This is a genomic window from Streptomyces sp. NPDC088116 (assembly GCF_044741745.1).
In the GTDB taxonomy this organism is placed as follows: Bacteria; Actinomycetota; Actinomycetes; order Streptomycetales; family Streptomycetaceae; genus Streptomyces.
Genome location: NZ_JBIUTF010000005.1, coordinates 100,459 through 117,485, shown reverse-complemented (window position 1 = coordinate 117,485; position 17,027 = coordinate 100,459). Strand labels below are relative to the sequence as shown.

At 70.2% G+C, this 17,027-nt stretch carries 16 protein-coding genes and 1 pseudogene; 3 read left to right on the top strand and 14 right to left on the bottom strand.

Annotated features, from left to right (window positions below; all coding sequences use genetic code 11):
- Positions 1 to 24 precede the first annotated feature (24 nt).
- The 5 genes from ACIOJD_RS21050 to ACIOJD_RS21030 all read right to left on the bottom strand — a co-directional run bounded on the left by ACIOJD_RS21050 (position 25) and on the right by ACIOJD_RS21030 (position 6,905).
- A complete protein-coding gene (locus tag ACIOJD_RS21050; RefSeq protein WP_401915793.1) occupies positions 25 to 1,332 on the bottom strand; it encodes an FAD-dependent oxidoreductase in 1,308 nt (435 codons plus the stop codon).
- Positions 1,329 to 3,098, bottom strand: a complete 1,770-nt coding sequence (locus tag ACIOJD_RS21045; protein WP_401915790.1) for a prenyltransferase/squalene oxidase repeat-containing protein — start codon at positions 3,096 to 3,098, stop codon at positions 1,329 to 1,331. The genes ACIOJD_RS21050 and ACIOJD_RS21045 overlap by 4 nt, the downstream gene beginning before the upstream one ends.
- A complete protein-coding gene (locus ACIOJD_RS21040) occupies positions 3,092 to 4,573 on the bottom strand; it encodes a UbiA family prenyltransferase (protein ID WP_401915788.1) in 1,482 nt (493 codons plus the stop codon). Before ACIOJD_RS21040 ends, ACIOJD_RS21045 begins: the two co-directional genes overlap by 7 nt.
- A 2-nt stretch (positions 4,574 to 4,575) precedes the next feature.
- The gene (locus ACIOJD_RS21035) at positions 4,576 to 5,598 is read right to left on the bottom strand and encodes a polyprenyl synthetase family protein (protein WP_401915785.1); all 1,023 of its coding nucleotides are present in this window, start codon (positions 5,596 to 5,598) and stop codon (positions 4,576 to 4,578) included.
- Between the two features lie 314 nt (positions 5,599 to 5,912).
- A complete protein-coding gene (locus ACIOJD_RS21030) occupies positions 5,913 to 6,905 on the bottom strand; it encodes an aminotransferase class I/II-fold pyridoxal phosphate-dependent enzyme (RefSeq protein ID WP_401915783.1) in 993 nt (330 codons plus the stop codon).
- A 452-nt stretch (positions 6,906 to 7,357) separates the two neighbouring features.
- Between ACIOJD_RS21030 and ACIOJD_RS21025 the strand changes: the two genes are divergently transcribed.
- Positions 7,358 to 8,533, top strand: coding sequence for a LysR family transcriptional regulator (locus ACIOJD_RS21025; protein ID WP_401915780.1), 1,176 nt, complete (start codon positions 7,358 to 7,360; stop codon positions 8,531 to 8,533).
- A gap of 103 nt (positions 8,534 to 8,636) precedes the next feature.
- Here ACIOJD_RS21025 and ACIOJD_RS21020 read toward each other — a convergent pair.
- Positions 8,637 to 9,650, bottom strand: a pseudogene (locus ACIOJD_RS21020) (LLM class flavin-dependent oxidoreductase).
- 285 nt (positions 9,651 to 9,935) lie between these two features.
- Here ACIOJD_RS21020 and ACIOJD_RS21015 point away from each other — a divergent pair.
- A complete protein-coding gene (locus tag ACIOJD_RS21015; RefSeq protein ID WP_401915777.1) occupies positions 9,936 to 10,271 on the top strand; it encodes a hypothetical protein in 336 nt (111 codons plus the stop codon).
- Positions 10,272 to 10,517: 246 nt separating this feature from the next.
- Here the strand turns inward: ACIOJD_RS21015 and ACIOJD_RS21010 are convergent, their stop codons facing one another.
- The 6 genes from ACIOJD_RS21010 to ACIOJD_RS20985 all read right to left on the bottom strand — a co-directional run bounded on the left by ACIOJD_RS21010 (position 10,518) and on the right by ACIOJD_RS20985 (position 14,107).
- Complete coding sequence (locus tag ACIOJD_RS21010; protein ID WP_401915775.1) at positions 10,518 to 10,751, bottom strand: hypothetical protein; 234 nt, start codon at positions 10,749 to 10,751, stop codon at positions 10,518 to 10,520.
- Positions 10,751 to 11,488, bottom strand: a complete 738-nt coding sequence (locus tag ACIOJD_RS21005; protein WP_401915773.1) for a hypothetical protein — start codon at positions 11,486 to 11,488, stop codon at positions 10,751 to 10,753. Before ACIOJD_RS21005 ends, ACIOJD_RS21010 begins: the two co-directional genes overlap by 1 nt.
- 35 nt (positions 11,489 to 11,523) lie before the next feature.
- Entirely contained in the window at positions 11,524 to 12,093 is a 570-nt protein-coding gene (locus ACIOJD_RS21000) for a putative T7SS-secreted protein (RefSeq protein WP_401917073.1), read from the bottom strand.
- Positions 12,008 to 12,382: a putative T7SS-secreted protein gene (locus tag ACIOJD_RS20995; protein ID WP_401915771.1), complete on the bottom strand. Its 375-nt coding sequence runs from the start codon at positions 12,380 to 12,382 to the stop codon at positions 12,008 to 12,010. Before ACIOJD_RS20995 ends, ACIOJD_RS21000 begins: the two co-directional genes overlap by 86 nt.
- A gap of 544 nt (positions 12,383 to 12,926) precedes the next feature.
- Complete coding sequence (locus ACIOJD_RS20990) at positions 12,927 to 13,835, bottom strand: hypothetical protein (protein ID WP_401915768.1); 909 nt, start codon at positions 13,833 to 13,835, stop codon at positions 12,927 to 12,929.
- Positions 13,832 to 14,107, bottom strand: coding sequence for a hypothetical protein (locus tag ACIOJD_RS20985; RefSeq protein WP_401915767.1), 276 nt, complete (start codon positions 14,105 to 14,107; stop codon positions 13,832 to 13,834). Before ACIOJD_RS20985 ends, ACIOJD_RS20990 begins: the two co-directional genes overlap by 4 nt.
- Positions 14,108 to 14,171: 64 nt before the next feature.
- On the opposite strand from ACIOJD_RS20985, the gene ACIOJD_RS20980 reads away from it, so the two are divergent.
- A complete protein-coding gene (locus ACIOJD_RS20980; protein ID WP_401915764.1) occupies positions 14,172 to 14,723 on the top strand; it encodes a hypothetical protein in 552 nt (183 codons plus the stop codon).
- Positions 14,724 to 14,888: 165 nt separating this feature from the next.
- Here ACIOJD_RS20980 and ACIOJD_RS20975 read toward each other — a convergent pair whose 3' ends face one another.
- Positions 14,889 to 15,575: a Crp/Fnr family transcriptional regulator gene (locus ACIOJD_RS20975; RefSeq protein WP_401915762.1), complete on the bottom strand. Its 687-nt coding sequence runs from the start codon at positions 15,573 to 15,575 to the stop codon at positions 14,889 to 14,891.
- A 776-nt stretch (positions 15,576 to 16,351) separates the two neighbouring features.
- Positions 16,352 to 17,005 carry a hypothetical protein gene (locus tag ACIOJD_RS20970; protein WP_401915760.1) on the bottom strand — a complete coding sequence of 218 codons (654 nt, stop codon included), beginning with the start codon at positions 17,003 to 17,005 and terminating at the stop codon, positions 16,352 to 16,354.
- Positions 17,006 to 17,027: the final 22 nt, after the last annotated feature.

The following is a 17,027-nucleotide window of genomic DNA, read 5'->3' as shown; positions in this document are numbered from 1 at the left end:
GGGCCCTCAGGGCCCGGGAGACACTCAGGCGTTCGGCACCCGCCGGGCGCGGGGGTCCGGCAGCAGGCCGATCTGGTGGAGGCGGTCCAGGAAGGTCATCGGCCGGGGGCCGAGACCGGACATGTTGTAGGTGACGGTGTGGAGCAGCCGGGGATTGGCCCCGGTGTGTCTGACCGCCCGCCGGCCCAGCACCCGGCCGCGCCACGACAGGTCGGTGACCATGCGCGCCGCGTTGTCGCTGGTACGGGCGGCGTGCGCCAGGATGGGCTGCCGCTCCTCCTGGTAGTCGCGCAACGCGGCGTCCACGGAGGCGTCCACATCGGACATGCCCCGCGCCCCGTCCAGCCGGTCCGCGAGCCGCCCGGCCAGGGAGGCGGCGCTGGTGATCGCGGTGTTCATCCCCTGCGCGGCCATCGGGTGCACGGCGTACGCCGCTTCGCCGACGAACGCGAGACCGGGCACCGACAGCGTGGGGGAGAGGAACCGTGAGACCGGGAGCAGCTGGCGGCTGTCCAGCGCGGCGAGCAGCGGCCCGGTCAGCGGTCCGAGCGCGGGCACCTCGGCGAGCATCCGCTCGCACCAGCCCGCCAGCTCCGCCCGGTCCACGCCGCGCAGTTCGTCGGGCCCGGCCTGGACGTACAGCCTGACCCGGTCGCCCGGCAGTGGGTAGACCAGGCGCAGCCCGCGGTCGCCGAGATACGCCGAGAAGTCGTCGGGCCGGGGCGTGACCCCGCTCAGCTCGAAGGAGAGCAGCCGGTGCGGGTAGTCCACCCGCTTGGCGTCGATGCCGACGGCCCGGCGCAGCCGCGAGGAGATGCCGTCCGCGGCGACGGTCAGCGACGCGCGCACGTCGTACCGCCGCCCGCCCTCGGCGAGCCGTACGCCGGTGACCCGGCCCGACGCGTCACGCAGCGGTTCCTCGACGAGAACACCGCGACGCACCTCCACACCGGGGCCGAGGCCGTCGGCGAGCGCGTCGAGGATCACCAGATGGTCGTGGGCCAGCAACGAGCGGTCATCGGGCGGGAGTTGGCCGTAGTCCAGCGACATCAGCGGACCGCCCGACGGGTCGCGGACCACCAGCCGCCCCAGCCGCTCCCCGGCCCGCTCCTCCAGGAGTTTCTCGGTCCCCCACTCCCGCAGCACGCGCAGCGCCCCGGGCTGGAGCACCTCGCCCTTGGCGACCGGGCGCTGGACGCGCTGTTTGTCGACGACGAGGACACGCAGTCCCAGGCCGCCCAGGGCGCGGGCCGAGGCCAGTCCGCCCGCGCCGGCGCCGCAGACCACGACGTCGTAGTGCGAACCGTCGGCGTCCGTCATGCCCTCGCTCATGCCGCTGCTCCTTCGGGGTCCCGGGTGGCCGCCGTCCGCAGCCGCGCCAGCGCGCGTACGGCCAGGCCGGAGGCGATCTGGTCGTCCGCGTAGCGGTAGCAGAACCGGATGTACTCGTTCACCGGGGCTCCGGCCCAGCCACCGTCCGGCCGCTGGGTGCCGGCCAGCCGGCGCGCGGCGGCCTCGACCGTCCGGTCCCCGGGGCCGAGGCCGGCCGCGAGCAGCGCGTGGAGCGCCCAGGCCGTCTCCTCGGTGGTGCCCGGCCCGCCGTTGTCCCCGGTGCCCGGTTCCGTGTCCTCCCCGGTGCCCCACGACCCGTCGTCCCGCTGGGTGTCGACCAGCCGCTCCCGGGCCCGTTCGGCCGCCGGGTGCGTGGCGCCGACGGTCCGGCAGAGCGTCTCCAGCACGACCGCGGTGCCGGGCGTACGGCCCCGGTACCAGAGGGCTTCGAACGAGCCGTCCGGCGCCTGCCGCGCGAGCAGCCAGCGCACCGCCCTGGTGACGCGCGGGTCGTCACGGCCCGCGCCGGAGTCCAGCAGCGCGTCCACCGCCTTGGCCGTCATGTAGGGGCAGGGCCCGAATCCGCCCGGCCTGCTGTCGCGTACGGCCAGACTCCAGGAGCCGGCCGAGTCCTGTACGGAGGTCAGCCACGCGATGCCACGCCGTACGTGGTCATCGCCCTCGCCGCCGGGCAGGCGCAGCAGCGCGGAGCTGATCTCGGCGGTCTCCAGCGCCATCGGCCAGCTGCGCGCGCTGGAGAAGCCCCAGAAACCGCCCGGACAGCCGAGAGCCGTGAAAGGCGTGTTCTGCTGACGCTCGTGGAACATCGCGCGGGTTTCGGTGAGCCGTGGATCGTCGGCCAGCCCCGCCTCCAGCAGGGCGGAGGTCGCGAAGCCGGACCAGGTGATGTCCAGCTCCATCAGGTCCCACGAGCCGTCGGGGCGCGCCATGGACCGCAGGCGCCGGGCGGCGGCCCGCGCGATGTCGGGGGCGAGGCCGGACCGTGTGACGCCGATGCAGATGAGGCTGGTGAGCCAGGGGTCGGCACTGAACCCCCCGGTGGAGCCCTCGCGTTCGTACGCCTGGCGCACCACGGAGAGCGCGGCGGGCCGCGCCAGCGCGTTCAGCCGTCTGCGCAGCGGTCCCTGGCGGCGCCGGGCGGCCTGGCCGAGCGCCATGCTCGCGAAGATCGGCAGGCGCAGGCTCAGCAGACGGCGGGACAGGACGGGGAGGAGCAGCAGTTCCAGCGGCAGCCGGGGCAGCTCCGCCTCGTCACCGTGACCGGCGAGGGCGTCGAACTGCCGGATGAGCCCGGTCATCGCCGGTTCGGCGAGGGCCAGCGGACCGCCGAGCGCGGCGAGCCGCTCGCGGCCCGCCCGTATGGCGGACGCCGCCCGCTCCGGGGCGATGAGCTGGAGCGCGTCCGTGACGACGGCGGTGGACAGCACTTCGGTGGGGACACCGGGCATGGCCCAGCCGCCGTCCTCCCGCTGCGTCTCACACAGCCGGGTGATGCCGCGCTCGACCAGCCCGTCGTCCGTACGCCCGTCGTCCGTACGCCCATTGTCGACATGCCTGTCGGGGTCCTGGCCGTCGGCCTGTTCGGCCAGGTGCAGGGCGATGAGGGCCACGGCGGTGTTCGCGGGGGAGGAGCGGCGGTCGGGGCCGGGCGCGAAGACCCCGCCGGGGCGCTGCCGGGCGAAGAGCGCCTCGGTGCCGGACGCGACGGCCTTGTCGACCTGTTCGGCCAGGGTGGGGTTCAGCATGGGGTGGCGTCATCCTTCCGTCGTGCCGCACCGGAGGGTGCCGTACGGGACGGTGCGGCACGGGACGGTGCGGTACGGGGCGGTGCGGTACGGGATGGTGCCGTGCCGGACTGTTGTGTAGGGGCCTGTTCCGTGCGGGACGGTGTCGTGCGGGATGGTGCCGTGCCGGGCTGTTCCGTAGGGGCCTGTTCCGAACGGGCCTGTTCCGTACAGGACGCTGTCGTACGGGACGGTGCCGCGCCTGACCGCTCCGTACGGGACCGCTCCGTACGGGACCGCTCCGTACGGGCCTGTTCCGTACCAGGCGGGTCGGGGACCGTACGGAGAGCGCGACCGTGGCGGTCGGCCGTCCGGCTGTCCGTCGGCGTCGGTGGCGGGTTCCCGTGCGACGGGCCGTCCGGGAACGAGCCCTCGGCGTCCAAGTTCCTCACGCCCGGCGGCAGTTCGGCGTCCGCAGTGAAGCCGGAGTCCGGCGGGAACTCGTGGCGGCGGCGCATCCGGGCCTGCGTCAGCAGGCTGACGACGAGCAGGGGTCCGGTCACCGCTCCCGCGACAGCCGCTCCCCAGCCCCCGGCCATCACCGCGCCCGCGAGGACGAGCCGTTCCACCACGAGCACCTCGTGGGCGCGCAGCGCCAGCGCGGGCGTGACCGTCAGCTCGCGGCGCAGCACCAGGGAGAAGGCGAAGCCTCCGCACACCGCCGCGAGGACCAGCAACGCGGCGAAACCCACCGGATCGGCCGGGACCAGCGGGACCGACAGCGCGGCTACGGCGATCGCCCCCAGGTAGAGCAGCGCCGCCGTACGGGCCGCCACCCGCAGGCCCCGGAGCACCGGCAGCGTGCGGTACCCGCCGCTGCGGTCGCCCTCGACGTCCCGGAGGGTGCCCACCAGGTTGGAGGCCGCGTCGTGCGCCAGGAACACCAGGGCGAACGGCACGACGGCCTGCCAGGGCGGGTCGGCCGAAGCCGTCATCGCCCCGTAGACCACCGTGAGCGCCGTCAGTACGCCGCGTATCGCGTTCCCGGACAGCCCGCGCCCCTTCAGCACCAGGCTGTAGGCCACGATGCCGGCCATGGCTCCCGCCACGAGCAACAGCGCCCGCCAGTTGGCCAGTACGGTCACGAATGCCGCCGCGAGGGCGCACAGCACCCCGCACACCACCGCGGTACGCGGGCTCAACTGGCCGGAGGGTATGGGGCGTTGGGGTTTGCTGATGGCGTCCAGATGACGGTCGAAGTAGTCGCCGAGATAGTGGGCGGCCAGCCAGCTCAGGGTGGGCGCGGCCCAGGCGACCAGCAGCTGGACGCCGGACGCCCCTCCGCCGACCGGCGATCCGCCCGACGGCGATCCGCCCGACGACGATCCGTCGGCCAGCGCCGCCCCGGCCAGACCGACCAGGCCCGGGTAGGCCAGGGTGTAGGGCCGCCAGGTCCGCAGGTGCGCACCGCAGGCGCGGGCCATCGCGCCGGCCACGGTCACAGCTCCCGGTCGATCGAGAAGTCGGCGACGGCGGCGAGCACCGCCGTACTCGGTGAGGAGTCCAGCACCGTCAGGCACTCCTTGGCGCGAACCACCTCGACGCGGGCCCGTTCCCGGGCCGCTTCGAGGGCCCCGGTGGACTCCAGCAGTTCAGTGACGACGGCGAGCGCCTCCGGGGCGGGCAGCGTTCCGCCGAGCGCGGTTTCCAGCGCGTCGCGCCCGGCCGGTCCGGCCATCGCGTAGCCCATCAGGACGGGGAAGGTGGGACGGCCGTTGGCGACATCGCTCATGCCGGACTTGCCGCTGGTCCGGGTGTCGCTGGTGTGCGGCAGCAGGTCGTCGTGCATCTGGAAGGCGAGCCCGAGGTGTTCGGCGAACTCGGTGAGCGCGCGCTGCTCGGCCGGTGACCCGCCGCCCAGGACCGCGCCGGCCTGGCAGGCTCCCCGGAACAGCGCCCCGGTCTTCAGCGCGATCATCGTCAGATAGGGGTCGAGGCCGCAGCGCGGGTCGCCGCGCAGTTCCGCCTCCATGGCCTGGCCCCGGCACAGATCCACACCGGCGCGGGCGAGGACGCGTACGGCGTCGAGCAGCCGGTCGGCGGGCAGCCCGTGGTCGGCGCAGTCGGTGACGGCCGCGAACATCCCCATGATCAGGGCGTCGCCCGTCACCACCGCGTCCTCGACGCCGTAACGGGCCACCACGGTCGGCCGGCCCCGGCGCAGCACGTCGCCGTCGATCACGTCGTCGTGGACGAGCGATCCGGCGTGCAGGTACTCCACGCCGAGCGCGGCGGGAATGATCGCGTCGTAGTCACCGCCCACGGCACGGGCGGACTCCACGAGCAGCAGCGGACGCAGGAGCTTTCCGGCGGGAAGGAGCGCGTAGCGGGCGATCTCGTCGAGGCGTTCGCCGCCCTGCGGCAGGCGTTCGTCCAGCGCGCGGACGAGTCGGGTGATGGTCGGGCGGGCGGTGGAGAGGAGATTGGGGGGTACTTCTGTCGCCGGGTACGGCGGAGTCATACGACCACCATTTTCGGGAGTGCCGACAGTCCGGGGGTACGGGTCCGTGAGTACGGGGCCGGGGATTCGGATGTGGGAGTACGGGTCCCGGGGGTGCGGATACGCGTGCGGGTGCGGATACGCGGCGGGTGCGGGTGCGGATACGTGACGGGTGCGGCCCCGGTACGGCCCTGAGCGGAGCGGCGGAGGGGCGTATGCCGCGCTGTTCGCGGCACGGGGGCGCGGCACGGGGGCGTAGTGTGGGCGCGCGCCGGAGGGGCGGCGGCGCGGCGAGGCGCTGGGGGCGAGGCACCCCGGAGCCGGGAAGCGACCGCTCAGATCCCGCCGTCGACGGCGTGGAACTTCCCGGCGAGCAGCGCGAAGGCATCGTTCGCCTCGCGCTCGGCGACGGTCACCCGGACGCCCTCGCCCGGCTTCCCGCAGACGAGCACCCCGTGGTCCGCGCAGAACTGGGTGAAGGCCTCCACCCCCGATTCCATGGGCAGCCACAGGAAGTTGGCCTGACTCGGCGTCACCCGCAGGCCCTGCTCGAGCAGGATGCCGCGCAGGCGTTCGCGCTCCTCGGCGGTCGTGGCGCACCGTACGCGTATCTCGTCGTGACCGGCGATCGCCGCGATCGCCGCCGCCTGCCCCGCGGCGCTGACCCGGAAGAAGGGCTGGACCCCGCGCAGCGGTGCGAGGACCCGCTCGTGGCCGACCAGGTAACCGACGCGCAGACTGAGCAGTCCGTACGACTTGGAGAACGTCCGCACGACACACACCCGCTCGTCGTCGCGGTACAACTCCACGCCGTGGGCGGCGGCTTCGGGGTCCCTGTCCGCGAAGTCCAGGTACGCCTCGTCGATCAGGACCGTGACGTCGGGGGACAACCGGTCCAGGAAGCGCCGCAGCGCGCCGTGGCCCACGGTGGTGCCGGTCGGGTTGTTCGGGTTGCAGATCAGGACCATGCCCGTGGCGTCCGTGACGGCGTCGGCCATGGCGTCCAGGTCATGGACGTCGTCGCGCAGCGGTACCCGTACGGTGCCGGAGCCGGCGTTCGCCGCCATCATCGGGTACGCCTCCCAGGAGGGCCAGGCGTGCACGGTCACGGTCTCCGGGCCGGTACAGGCGGAGAACAGCTGCTGTAGCAGCGCGCCGGAACCGGGGCCGACGAGCACATCCCCCGCCGGGACCCCAAGATGTTCGGCGATCGTCCCGGCCAGGCCGGTGCCCAGGGCGTCCAGGGTGCGGTGCGCCTCGGCGGTCGTGTCCAGGACGGCTCGCCGTACGGATTCCAGCGGCGGGTAGCAGGTCTCGTTCAGTGACATCTGATGGCATTTCACACCCTGTGCCAGCACAGGTTGCATTCGATTCCAGCCGTCTTCGTCGGACATATTCCATCCAATCCGGAATTCCGTTAAAGAATCCCGTGAAGTCAAAAGCGACAGGACAGCCGGGAGGGATTCCGGCGCCGCCGCTCGTGGCGGGACCGCTCATGCGGGGCCGCTCGTGCGGGGACCGGGAAAAGGACTGAAGATACGAACGGCATGGAGGGCATGGAGGGCATGGAAGGGCCGCTGCCGGAGGTCATGGGTCCGCAGGCCATACGGTGGTTGGTCCGGAGCCGAGCGTCTCGTGTGCGGGGTGGTGCCGGGGTGGGGGCTTTGGTTCGGCTGACGGTCGTCGCGCTGCTGTTGCCTGCAGAGAGTCTGCCGCCGACACGACTGCACGTCCAATAAGAGTTTTTCGCGCATTCATCAACTTCTCTTACAGTGTTGGCGTGCTCGATATCCAGCAGTTGACGGTAATAGCGGGTGTGGCCCGCGCCGGTTCGTATACCGCAGCCGCCGAATTACTCGGTTACACCCAGCCTGCTGTCAGTTACCGTATGCGCTCGCTGGAACGCGCTATTGGCGTCCCTCTGACCGTCCGGGCCGGGCGGGGGGTCCGGCTCACCCCGGCGGGTCATCGGCTGGCCGAACGCGCCGAAACGATCCTGGCCACCCTGCGGGCCGTGGAGAACGAATTCGGCGCGTACGCCGCCCAGGCCCGGGGGACGGTCAGGGTCTCGGCGATCCCCAGCGTCTGTGTCGCCCTGCTGCCCGAAGCCGTGGCGAGACTGCGGGCCGCCCGCCCCGACGTGGGAGTCGTGGCCGACAAGACGACATCGCGCGACGCGTACCGGGCCCTGCGGGAGGGCACGACGGATCTCGCCCTCGTGGTCGATACGGAAACCGGGGGCGATACGGGGACGGAGGCCGATACGGGGGCCGAGTCCGGCACGGGGACCGGGTCCGGCACGGGGACCGGGTCCGGCACGGGGACCGACACCCGGGCCGTCATCACCTGCGGCACCGCGGCCGCCGCCGGGTCCGGCGCCATGGCCGGGCAGCCCGCGCCCGCGGAGAACGATGTCGGGACGACGGTGAGCATTCCCCTGCTCAGCGATCCGCGCTGCGTACTGCTGCCGGCCGGTCACCACCTCGCCGAACGGCGGACGCTGGGCCTCGCGGACCTGTTCGACGAGGAGTGGATCCTGGACGGCGGCCGGTCGGAGTTCCTGTCGGCCTGCGCCGAGACCGGCTTCTCGCCGAGGACGGCCGCCATCACGGAGGACCACGCCACCGCCCACGGCCTCGTCGCCCACGGCGTCGGGGTGGCCCTGACCCACGGCCTGGCCCTCCCGCCGTACCAGGACCCCCGGGTGACGATCCGCCCGCTGCGGGACTGGCCCGTACGGCGTGTGTACGCGGTACTGCGCCCGGAGACGATGAAGGTCCCGGCGGTGATGGCCCTGGTCTCGGCGGTACGGGCGGCGGCGGACGCCCGCACGGCGGCGGACGCCCGCACGGCGGCCGACGCCACCGTCGGTCTCGGCACCGGCGCCGATACTGATCGCGACGACGTGGCACCACTGTCCCCGATCCGACCGTCGGAGTTCAGACCGTCGGCCTGAGCGGGACGCCCGGGACGCCCCGGACGTGCGGGACGCGCGGGACGCGCGGGCAACACCGGCGCGGCCGGCCCCGCTTCGCGGAGCCGCCGGCGGGACCGGCCGACTACGGTCGCCAACCGAGCGCCGGGCCAAGCCTGGTGGCGATGTCGGTGAGGATCTGGACGTAGTCCTCGTGGTCGAAGGTGAAGGGCAACGCGAACGCGACCTCGTCGACCTCCCGGAAAGCGGCCTGGGCGTAGAGCCGTTCGGCGATCTCGGCCGAGCTTCCGACGAGGTCGGGCGCGAACATCAGGCGGGCCGGCCCCTGGGGCGTGGCGGTGCGCGGCAGCCGCTTCCGCGCGTATTCCTCGTACTTCGCGCGCTACTGCGGCGAGGCGGTGTCGGTGGGGATGACGACGAGCCCGTGCGAGACGCGGGCGCGGTCGCCGTCGGGGTGGTGGGCACGGAAGGTACGGATCTGCGATAGCTGGATCTCGGCGAAGTCCTCGGACTCCTCCGCCTTCACGACGCTGCTGGTAAGGAAGTTCATGCCCTGCTCACCCGCCCAGCGGGCCGACCGCAGGCTGCCGCCGCCGTACCACATACGGCGGGCCAGACCGGGAGCGTGGGGCTGGACGCGATCGGAGAACGCCTCGAAGCCCTCCGTACCACTGAAGTCGGTGGCGGGCTCCCCGCGCACGAAGGCCATGAGCCGCCGCACCCGCTCGTAGCTGAAGTCCTCGCTGTCGGCGGTGTCGGGGTAGAGCGCGTGCCGCACCCGTTCGTACCCCATCGGCGGCCCGACGCTGACACCCGGATTGAGGCGGCCTTGGGACAGGATGTCGACGGTCGCCAGGTCCTCGGCCAGCCGCAGCGGATTCTCCCAGCCCAGCGGGATGACCGCGGTGCCCAGCTGGATACGGCTGGTGCGCTGGGAGGCCGCCGCCAGCACGACGACGGGAGAGGAGATCCCGTACTGCAGATGCCGGTGCCGCACCCACGCGCTGTCGAACCCCAGCCGCTCGCCCAACTCGATGATGGCGAGCGTCGATTCATGGCCCCGGCGCGGATCGGCCTCGTCGAACAGCCCGATGGTCAGGAAGCCCAGTTTCCGCAACGGTTCCGAGGTCGGTGGCACAGGACTCCCTCATCGTCCACGGCACGCTCTGCCGTACACCAGCGTTGCCCTCATTGTCGCAGGCGACCGTCCCACGGTCCCGGCCTTGCCCCTCAACTCCCCGTCCACTGCGCGCCGTCGGCGGCCGACCATTCGTATAACCGGCGGGCCGCATCGTGACGTCGGATATACGGTGACGTCCGATCCGAGCGCTGGAGGCACGGCGGCCGCGGCGGACCGCATGCGCCTCCCTCGCTCCCCGACGTCCATGACACCCCCACCACACGCGAGGAATGCGCTGCGCTGATGCCCGACCACTCCGAGACCACCCGCACGGCCGACAGCACGGCCGAGGACCAGGGCTGCCTTCGACGGGTCATGGCCGTACCGCTGGTGATCCTCCACACGATCGCCGCCGGCTGCTGCTACAGCGCACTGATCACCCGCCCGTCGGGCCCCTGGGATCAGGACGCGTACGGCGCGATCACGCTGTCGTGCTTCCTCGCGATCGCTGTCAGCGCCACAGCACTACTGATCACGGTCGCCCCCGTCTCCATCCGCCGCGCGATGGGCCCGTGGTGGCTCGTCCCGCCACTGCTCTTCACGGCTGTCGCGGCTGTCCGCTGGGCCCTGGGGGACTGAGGACCTGCCACGAGGCCTTTGTCCCGCCCTGGGGCGACAAGGTTGAATCGCAGAGCCGGCCGGTCGAGTTCACCCTGCGTGCGATGCCGGATGTCAGGGCAGCGGGCCTGCTCCTCAAGACCCGAACTCGCTGGGAGCGTGAGCCTGCCTGCACGTCCTGACGTCCTGCTCCGAGCTCTGTTCAACGGGCGCCACAGGCTGGGGATCTTGAAAAGAGGGGATACATGGCCAGCTCTCCCGTTCTCCTCAGCTGACACTCATCCCGTGGTCAGGCCACTGTGACGCCTCTTCATACAGTGCATTGATCTTGCGCGATGCCTTGATGAACGCATAGTCGATTTCACCATCAACGGGCTGAGACCTGCGGCTCTTCCTGTCCATCAGAAGTCGGCGAGGCGGGTCATTGGTGTCGAAGCCAAAGATGTATTCGACAGAGTCATCCGTTTCTGCAACCTTGCGAAAATATACGAGCGAAGCCATCACCACTCACCTTCCAGATCTTCCCGCTTGAACAGTGGAATCACTTTTTCCCAGTTGTAGTCTTTGTTTGCAAACCGATGGGCTTCCTGATAGGTGGATCCAGGATGGTCCCGAAGGTACCCCAACTCGGCGATCTCATGTTCCAATAGAAGGTGATCCTCCGGAAGTGAATTTCCGGATCTGAGTCGAATCCATGCGTCTGCGATTTCTGCATCTGCGTCAAACTTTCGCACCACGACCTTACCGGTTTCGGGATCGACAATCGGATGCTCAGTGTCGAAGACGTGCTTTTTGACCGATGCGATTTCTTCGGCCGAGAATCCCGAGGAGCCATTTGCTCGCTGCACGTGGTGAGAGTTTTCTGCGATGCTGGTCACGTCGCGAGTATCTTCCAGGAAGCTGGCGTATGCCTCCTCGGCCCATCTCGTTTGAGCTGGATCATCCAGAAGGTCTCTCGGACGTCGTCGTGCTCCCGTCATCCATTCGTCGGGCAATTTGCCGACCGGCACCCCTTCTCGGAGTCCTGCCTTCAGGCCGCTTCTGAGCCCGCCGGCACCTTTGGCGCCGAAGACTTCGGGGGCAAGTCGGCCCAAGAACTCGAACGGGTCACCCTTGGCTGCTTCCCACGCGCTCTTGAGCGCTCGGTCAGGGTTCGCGGCGGTTGATGCCAGTCCGGCAAGCGTCATGTTGACGCTCTTGTAGTACTCGGCGGGGTGAGCCAGGTTGTACGGGTCCATGGGGTCGATTGCGCGGACGAAGCTGACCAGCCCGCCTACGCCTTTGACGCCTCCACTGGCAACGTGGGCCAACCGATGCCCTGGGCCGTTCCCCTGTCCATGAACTCCAGCTTTACTTTTTCCCGGCCGGTGGGTTCTTTGGGGGCGTGGGCCATTGCGGCGGTGACCGCGTTCTTCGCGGTCTCGGCGGCCTCATTGCGCGCGCTCCGGGCGTTGTTCAGAATTTCCTGGGCGTGCTGGCGCTTGGCCTTACTTGGGTCCGAGAATTTTCCAGGATGGGGCAGGGGGGCGTTGCTGTTGAGGGCGGCCTCATACGCGTCGGCGTTCTTCTTGAACGTGGCAGCAGTTGTCTCGTAATCCTGCCTGGCTTCCTTGTACAAGGCGATCGCCTCGTGGGCTTTGCTCTGTGCGCTGGTGATCGCTTTGGAGTACGTCTCCAGTGCCTTGGCCGCGTTCTCGAAGGCGTCGGCCGTGTGCAGCCAGTCCGTGGGGAGCGTTTCGAACTCCTCCCGGAAGGCCTCAGCGGCCTCTCCTTTCCAGTGGCCGGAGTCGAGCCTCTTCATGCCGCCGCCGACGAGGTCGAACGCCCTCTGGAAATCCCGCAGGTTCTTTACCGTCGCGGCGATATCCTCGGGATTGCCATGGGATCAGCTCGTTGGCCTCCTCGCTCTGACCGAGCTGCTGCTCACCGACCTTGGCGCCGAGCGAGGAGGCCGTTTCATCGCCCCAGTCCGTGACAGCATCGGCCCAGTCATGCGCGCCGGCCCTGTCCAGGACTTCACCAAATCGGTCAGTGGTCCAGTCGACTCCTTCGCCGACAACCTCCTTGCCCTTGTCTATTCCTTTGTCAACACCATCGACGACCTTGTCGGCCAGGCCTCCCCAGTCCACCATCAGGGATTTTCCCCCTCACCTAGGATCCTCAGCCTGCGCGATCGTCGCCAGCCTGTACGAGCGTCGCCCTGGAAGAATTAAGAGTTTCTTGCGTGTCAGCGAGTTGACAATCTTGGCGATTCTCGGCGGCTGTATCTCTTCGAAATTTATTTTCCGCCGGGAGTCATCAGTCGAATGGTGTCATGGGCGTCTTCCCGCAGGCAACGAGGATCGACGTGAGGTTGCCGCCTGGCCGGTCCTGGAGGAACGCCTTGGTCGAGGCACGTCGTAGCTCGACTCGACTCAACTCGCCCCAAAATGACCGGCGGACCCCGTTCCGGCGGCAGGCAGCGGTGAGGGCCCCGCTTGCGTACCATGCGTCACGCGTGATGTGAAAACCACCCGCTCGGAGCGGCGACCACGCGATGGCGCGAGGGACAGCGGCCTTACCGTCTGCCCGGCCGATCTCGCTCTGAATCCGGGCGATCAACTCCCGGGACAGTGCCATCCCGTCCTCCGGACCGCCCCCCGTCCGGCAGACGGCCGGCGAAACGCGGGCCGGGGTTCAGCGGGGATCCTCGTACGATCCGTTCCAGTCCCCCGTCCCGTCCGCGTGGCCGATCCGGCGCAGAACCTCGTCGCCCTGTGGAACCCCGATGTCGCTGAGGACACGCGCCAGGTTGACTCCGACGAAGCCACGGTCCTCCGGTGTCAGCGACTGCAGTGTCGCCGCCAGGGTGTGTTCCCAATTCTCCTTGTCGGACAGGAGGTTGCGGTGGGTCACGGTCCAGTCGAGCACGTCTTTCGCCTCTTCCGGACGGTGCAGGAGCCAGAGGGCGGCCAGACCGACAGGCCCGCCGGCGACAACCTCCCGGTAGAAGCGGTACGCCTCACGGTGGACTTCGCCGAAGCCTGAGGGGAGGGCGGGTTCCGCACCGGCGCCCGGAGTGGGCAGAAACGCGGCAGGTGGGTCCAGGAACCAGTACGTGAGGCCGAATCCGTCGATCACCTGTGGTTGGCCCGGCGGTTGGACCTCGGCCGTACCGAAGTGGGGCGGCGGCGTCCGTAGTGGGTCGGCAGCGTTGGGCAGGGTGGCGTTCTCGCTGATGTGGCCGCGCACCAGCTGCCGGGCCCGTTCCTCGGTGATCTGGTTTCTCGCCGCGACGACCGGATTGCTGACCCTCCAGGCGACCCCGTAACGGGCAGGGGGCTTCGGCGGCCTTCGCGGGATGTCGACAGAGATCCGTCGTTCCGCGAGCGAGACCCACACGATGTCGAAGAAGTCCCCTTGACGTACCGCGTGCGTGGTCGGCCGCGGATAGCCCCAGTGGTCGCCACCGCGGGGCGGCACCATTCCGTCGGCCCCGTCGGCCGCGAGAAACACCAGGGCCCGGTCGACCGGGGAAGCGAGACGCAGGCGGAACAACTCCCAGGCCGGTGAGGAGTTCAGAGGAGTGATGAGCGGACCGGTCATGAGGCGAACCCTTCTGCTGAGGAGACCGTACGGACTCGATGGCGGCGCAGGACGAAGCGCAGGACGCCCCGGTGTCTCCGGGCCGTATGGGAGAGCGCGGCGAGAAAGTGCGGGAAGGCGGTCCGGTCCAGTTGGGCCGCGTCGCTCTCGATCAGGGACAGGCCCGTCGCCGTCGCTTCGTGGGTTGCGGGGTCGTCGAGAGCCGTGACCACGAGATCGAAGGCTCGCTCGCGGTGGTCCACGAGCAGGTCGGCGAGACGCACGCGTCGCACGCCCGGGGCGCCTTGAGAAGTTCTTCCCCTCCACCGTGGCCGGAACCTCCACGCAGCGGTCGGGGTGCAGTCCGGTGTAGGCGCCGAGCACGACGTCCTCGTAGACCCGCTGGGAGATGACCGCCGCCAGTGGGGTGACCTGCTCGCTCGCCGCCGCCAGGATGGCCTTGACCGGACGGGAGTCCAGCAGCCGGTGCGTGTCGTTGCGGGCGGTGCCGTTGCCGTCGCCCGGACCGTCCGCGTCCGGCAGCGGTCCTACGTGGACGCTGGCCCTGAGCCGGATGCGGGGGCCCACGCACTGCTTGTTGTACGTGCCGAGGATGTCGTCCAGCACGCCCAGGAAAGGCCAGAGGACGAAGGGCAGCAACGCCGGATCGAAGCCGAACACCACGCCGTCCCCGGTGTTGGCCGGAAACCGCTTGGAGTCACGCAGCTCGTGAAGCCCGGCTCGCTCCAGGGCCTGGTCGACGAGTTCGGGGATCAACTGGCTCACCGGACCGTGCTGTACGGCGGGAAGGCCCGTGAAGTCCTTCGCGTCGACGGCGAACAGGGCCCGGTAGGGAGGCAGCGGTCGGCTCTCGGCGTAAGGGGAGGGAACGTGCGTGGACATGCGTGAGCTCCTCGTGAACGGGTGCGACGGTTGACCAAGCCGGTGGTCGGCTGATTCGAGGTTCCGTCGGCTCCGTCCGTCCGACTGCACAGTGCAGGGCACTTCGCCGGTGGCCCATGTCACAGCGTGGCTGCGCTCAGGTGACGGTTCCCGTCCCCGGCGCGGGTGCGCTTATTCCGCCGGGGACGGTGAGCGGGACGGCGCCGGAGTGGCGTTCGTGGTGGGCATCGCCCAGCCGCGCAGCGTCTTCATATCCTTGATGATGATCACTCTGCGGGCCGTTTCCACCGCGCCGGACTCTCGTAGCCGTCGCAGTCCGGTGATGACCGCGTTGCGAGTCACTCCAGTTGCCTGGGCGATCTCCTCCTGGCTCAGGCCGGTGAGCCGTACGACATCCGATTCGGTTCCGGGCGCGGTGAGTTCGGCCAGTCGCAGGAGTGCCCGTGCCAGCCGGACGACCAACGGAAGCGTCAGAAGCTCGGTGCGGTGTGCGTCGGACTCCCGCAGCCGGGAGAGGGCTTGGCGCATCAAGTCCATGACGAGCCCACGCTGTTCGATGAACCGCCGGAACCGTTCCGCGTCCAGCACGACAGCCGTACAGGGGGTGAGCGCGATTACTTCCGCCGTGCGCGGGGTGCCCTGGAATACGGATACCTCGCCCAGCAGGTCGCCCGGCCCTCGGAAGGCCAGCCAGGTCAGGACTCCGTCCGGTTCCCGGCACACGACCTTGGCGAGGCCGTCGGTGAGGGCGAGCAGGTGTGTTCCCGCGGACCCCTGTCTCAGCATCACGCTGCGTTCGCCGAAGGTGCGGGGCGTCCCCTGGCCTCGTAGCTCGCGCCATGTCTCGTCCGGCAGCACTCGTCGCCTTCCCCGTACGCGACCTCGCCCCGCCCCGTCGCGGCCTCTTCAGCCTTGCCCCACCCTTATGTTCGGACCGCCCGACCGCGTTCAGCAGGGGGTCCCGGCCTGAGAACGGCCGCCGCTCGTATGCCACCACGCGGGCACATGCGCAGGCGAGTGTCGAACAGATCAGCCCAGAGAATCTCGGCCGACACAACTGGTACTGCGTCACATTCCGTATGGGGTGAGTGTACGAGCAGTGAGCTGATGGGCATGCGCCAAGCCTGGGGTACACGTTTCCAGCGCGCCAGGGGAGAGTGTCCCCGTCTACATGCCCAATCGCGGCAGTGGCCGGGCCGGCACAGGTGGATACCCGCGGACGCCCGCGAGTTGTGGCGAGAGCTGGTCGGGAGAAGGCGCCCCTTCCATCGCGCCCCGCGGATGCCGTTACAGCGGTCCGTGAAGCCGACGCTGCTCAAGTCCGTGGAGCGGGCTGCTGCCTCGGCCGTGCTGGGGTGCCCCCCCTGGCCTGGGGCTGCGGTCAGCTGATGCGCCGGCACGGACGCCTTGCCGCCATGTTCCGCGCGGTGTGCCGCGCCGAGCTCAACGGCCCCGGGCTCGACGGCCGATAGCCGGGAAGCCTTCGGCTGCGAGGGACTCGATCGTGGGTCCGACCCCGGGCCCATGGGTTCCGGATGAGGATCGTCGGATCGGAGACGTTCTCGTCGTCGCTGCCGGGCGGAACCGCAGGCCGGAACCGCGTGGAACCCCGCAAAACGCAGTACTACCCCTGGTCAGCGGGGGGGGGTGTCCCCAGTGGGACCATCGCCATGACGCGGGCCCGGGTGGTCGGGCGGCTGCGGTGCACGAGCCGGTGGTGGCAGCGGTGGCCTGGGAACCGGCAGGTCGATCAGGTCACCCACCTCGGCCACCTGCTGCAGCGTCCGTGCCAGTGAACGCAGTGCCTGACGGGTGGCGTCCAGCGCGCTCCGCAGCTCGTCGGCCTCGGGCCAGGCCCGCTCGTAAGTCACTGGATCCGTGCCCTCCGGCCGCAGCGCCTCGTACGCCGCGAGCCGTGGATGCCACACCGTCAGCAGAGGCCGCAGCACGCGGTTGAGGGTCACCATCGCCAGTACCCCGAAGGTGAGCCGGCCCGGCGGCACCGGTGGTGCGACGGCCGGGCCGTGTTCGTGCAGGATGCCGCGGGTGACGTCATAGAGGGAGTACAGCGAGGTAAGCGCCTCGCGCAGCACACCCTCGTCTCGCTCCAGTGGAACCACCGCGACCCGGCTGGCCAGTTGGAAGTACAACTCCCAGGCAGCCGTGCGCTCGGCGTCCGCCGGCTCCCACAGGCCCGCCACCTCGCCGACGAACGGGATCGTCAGTTTCGCCGAGACCTGTGAAGGTCCCGTACGCCCCCGCCTTGGCCTCTCGCCGGACTGCGTCATGATCGCCTCCCCGGTTCCCCAC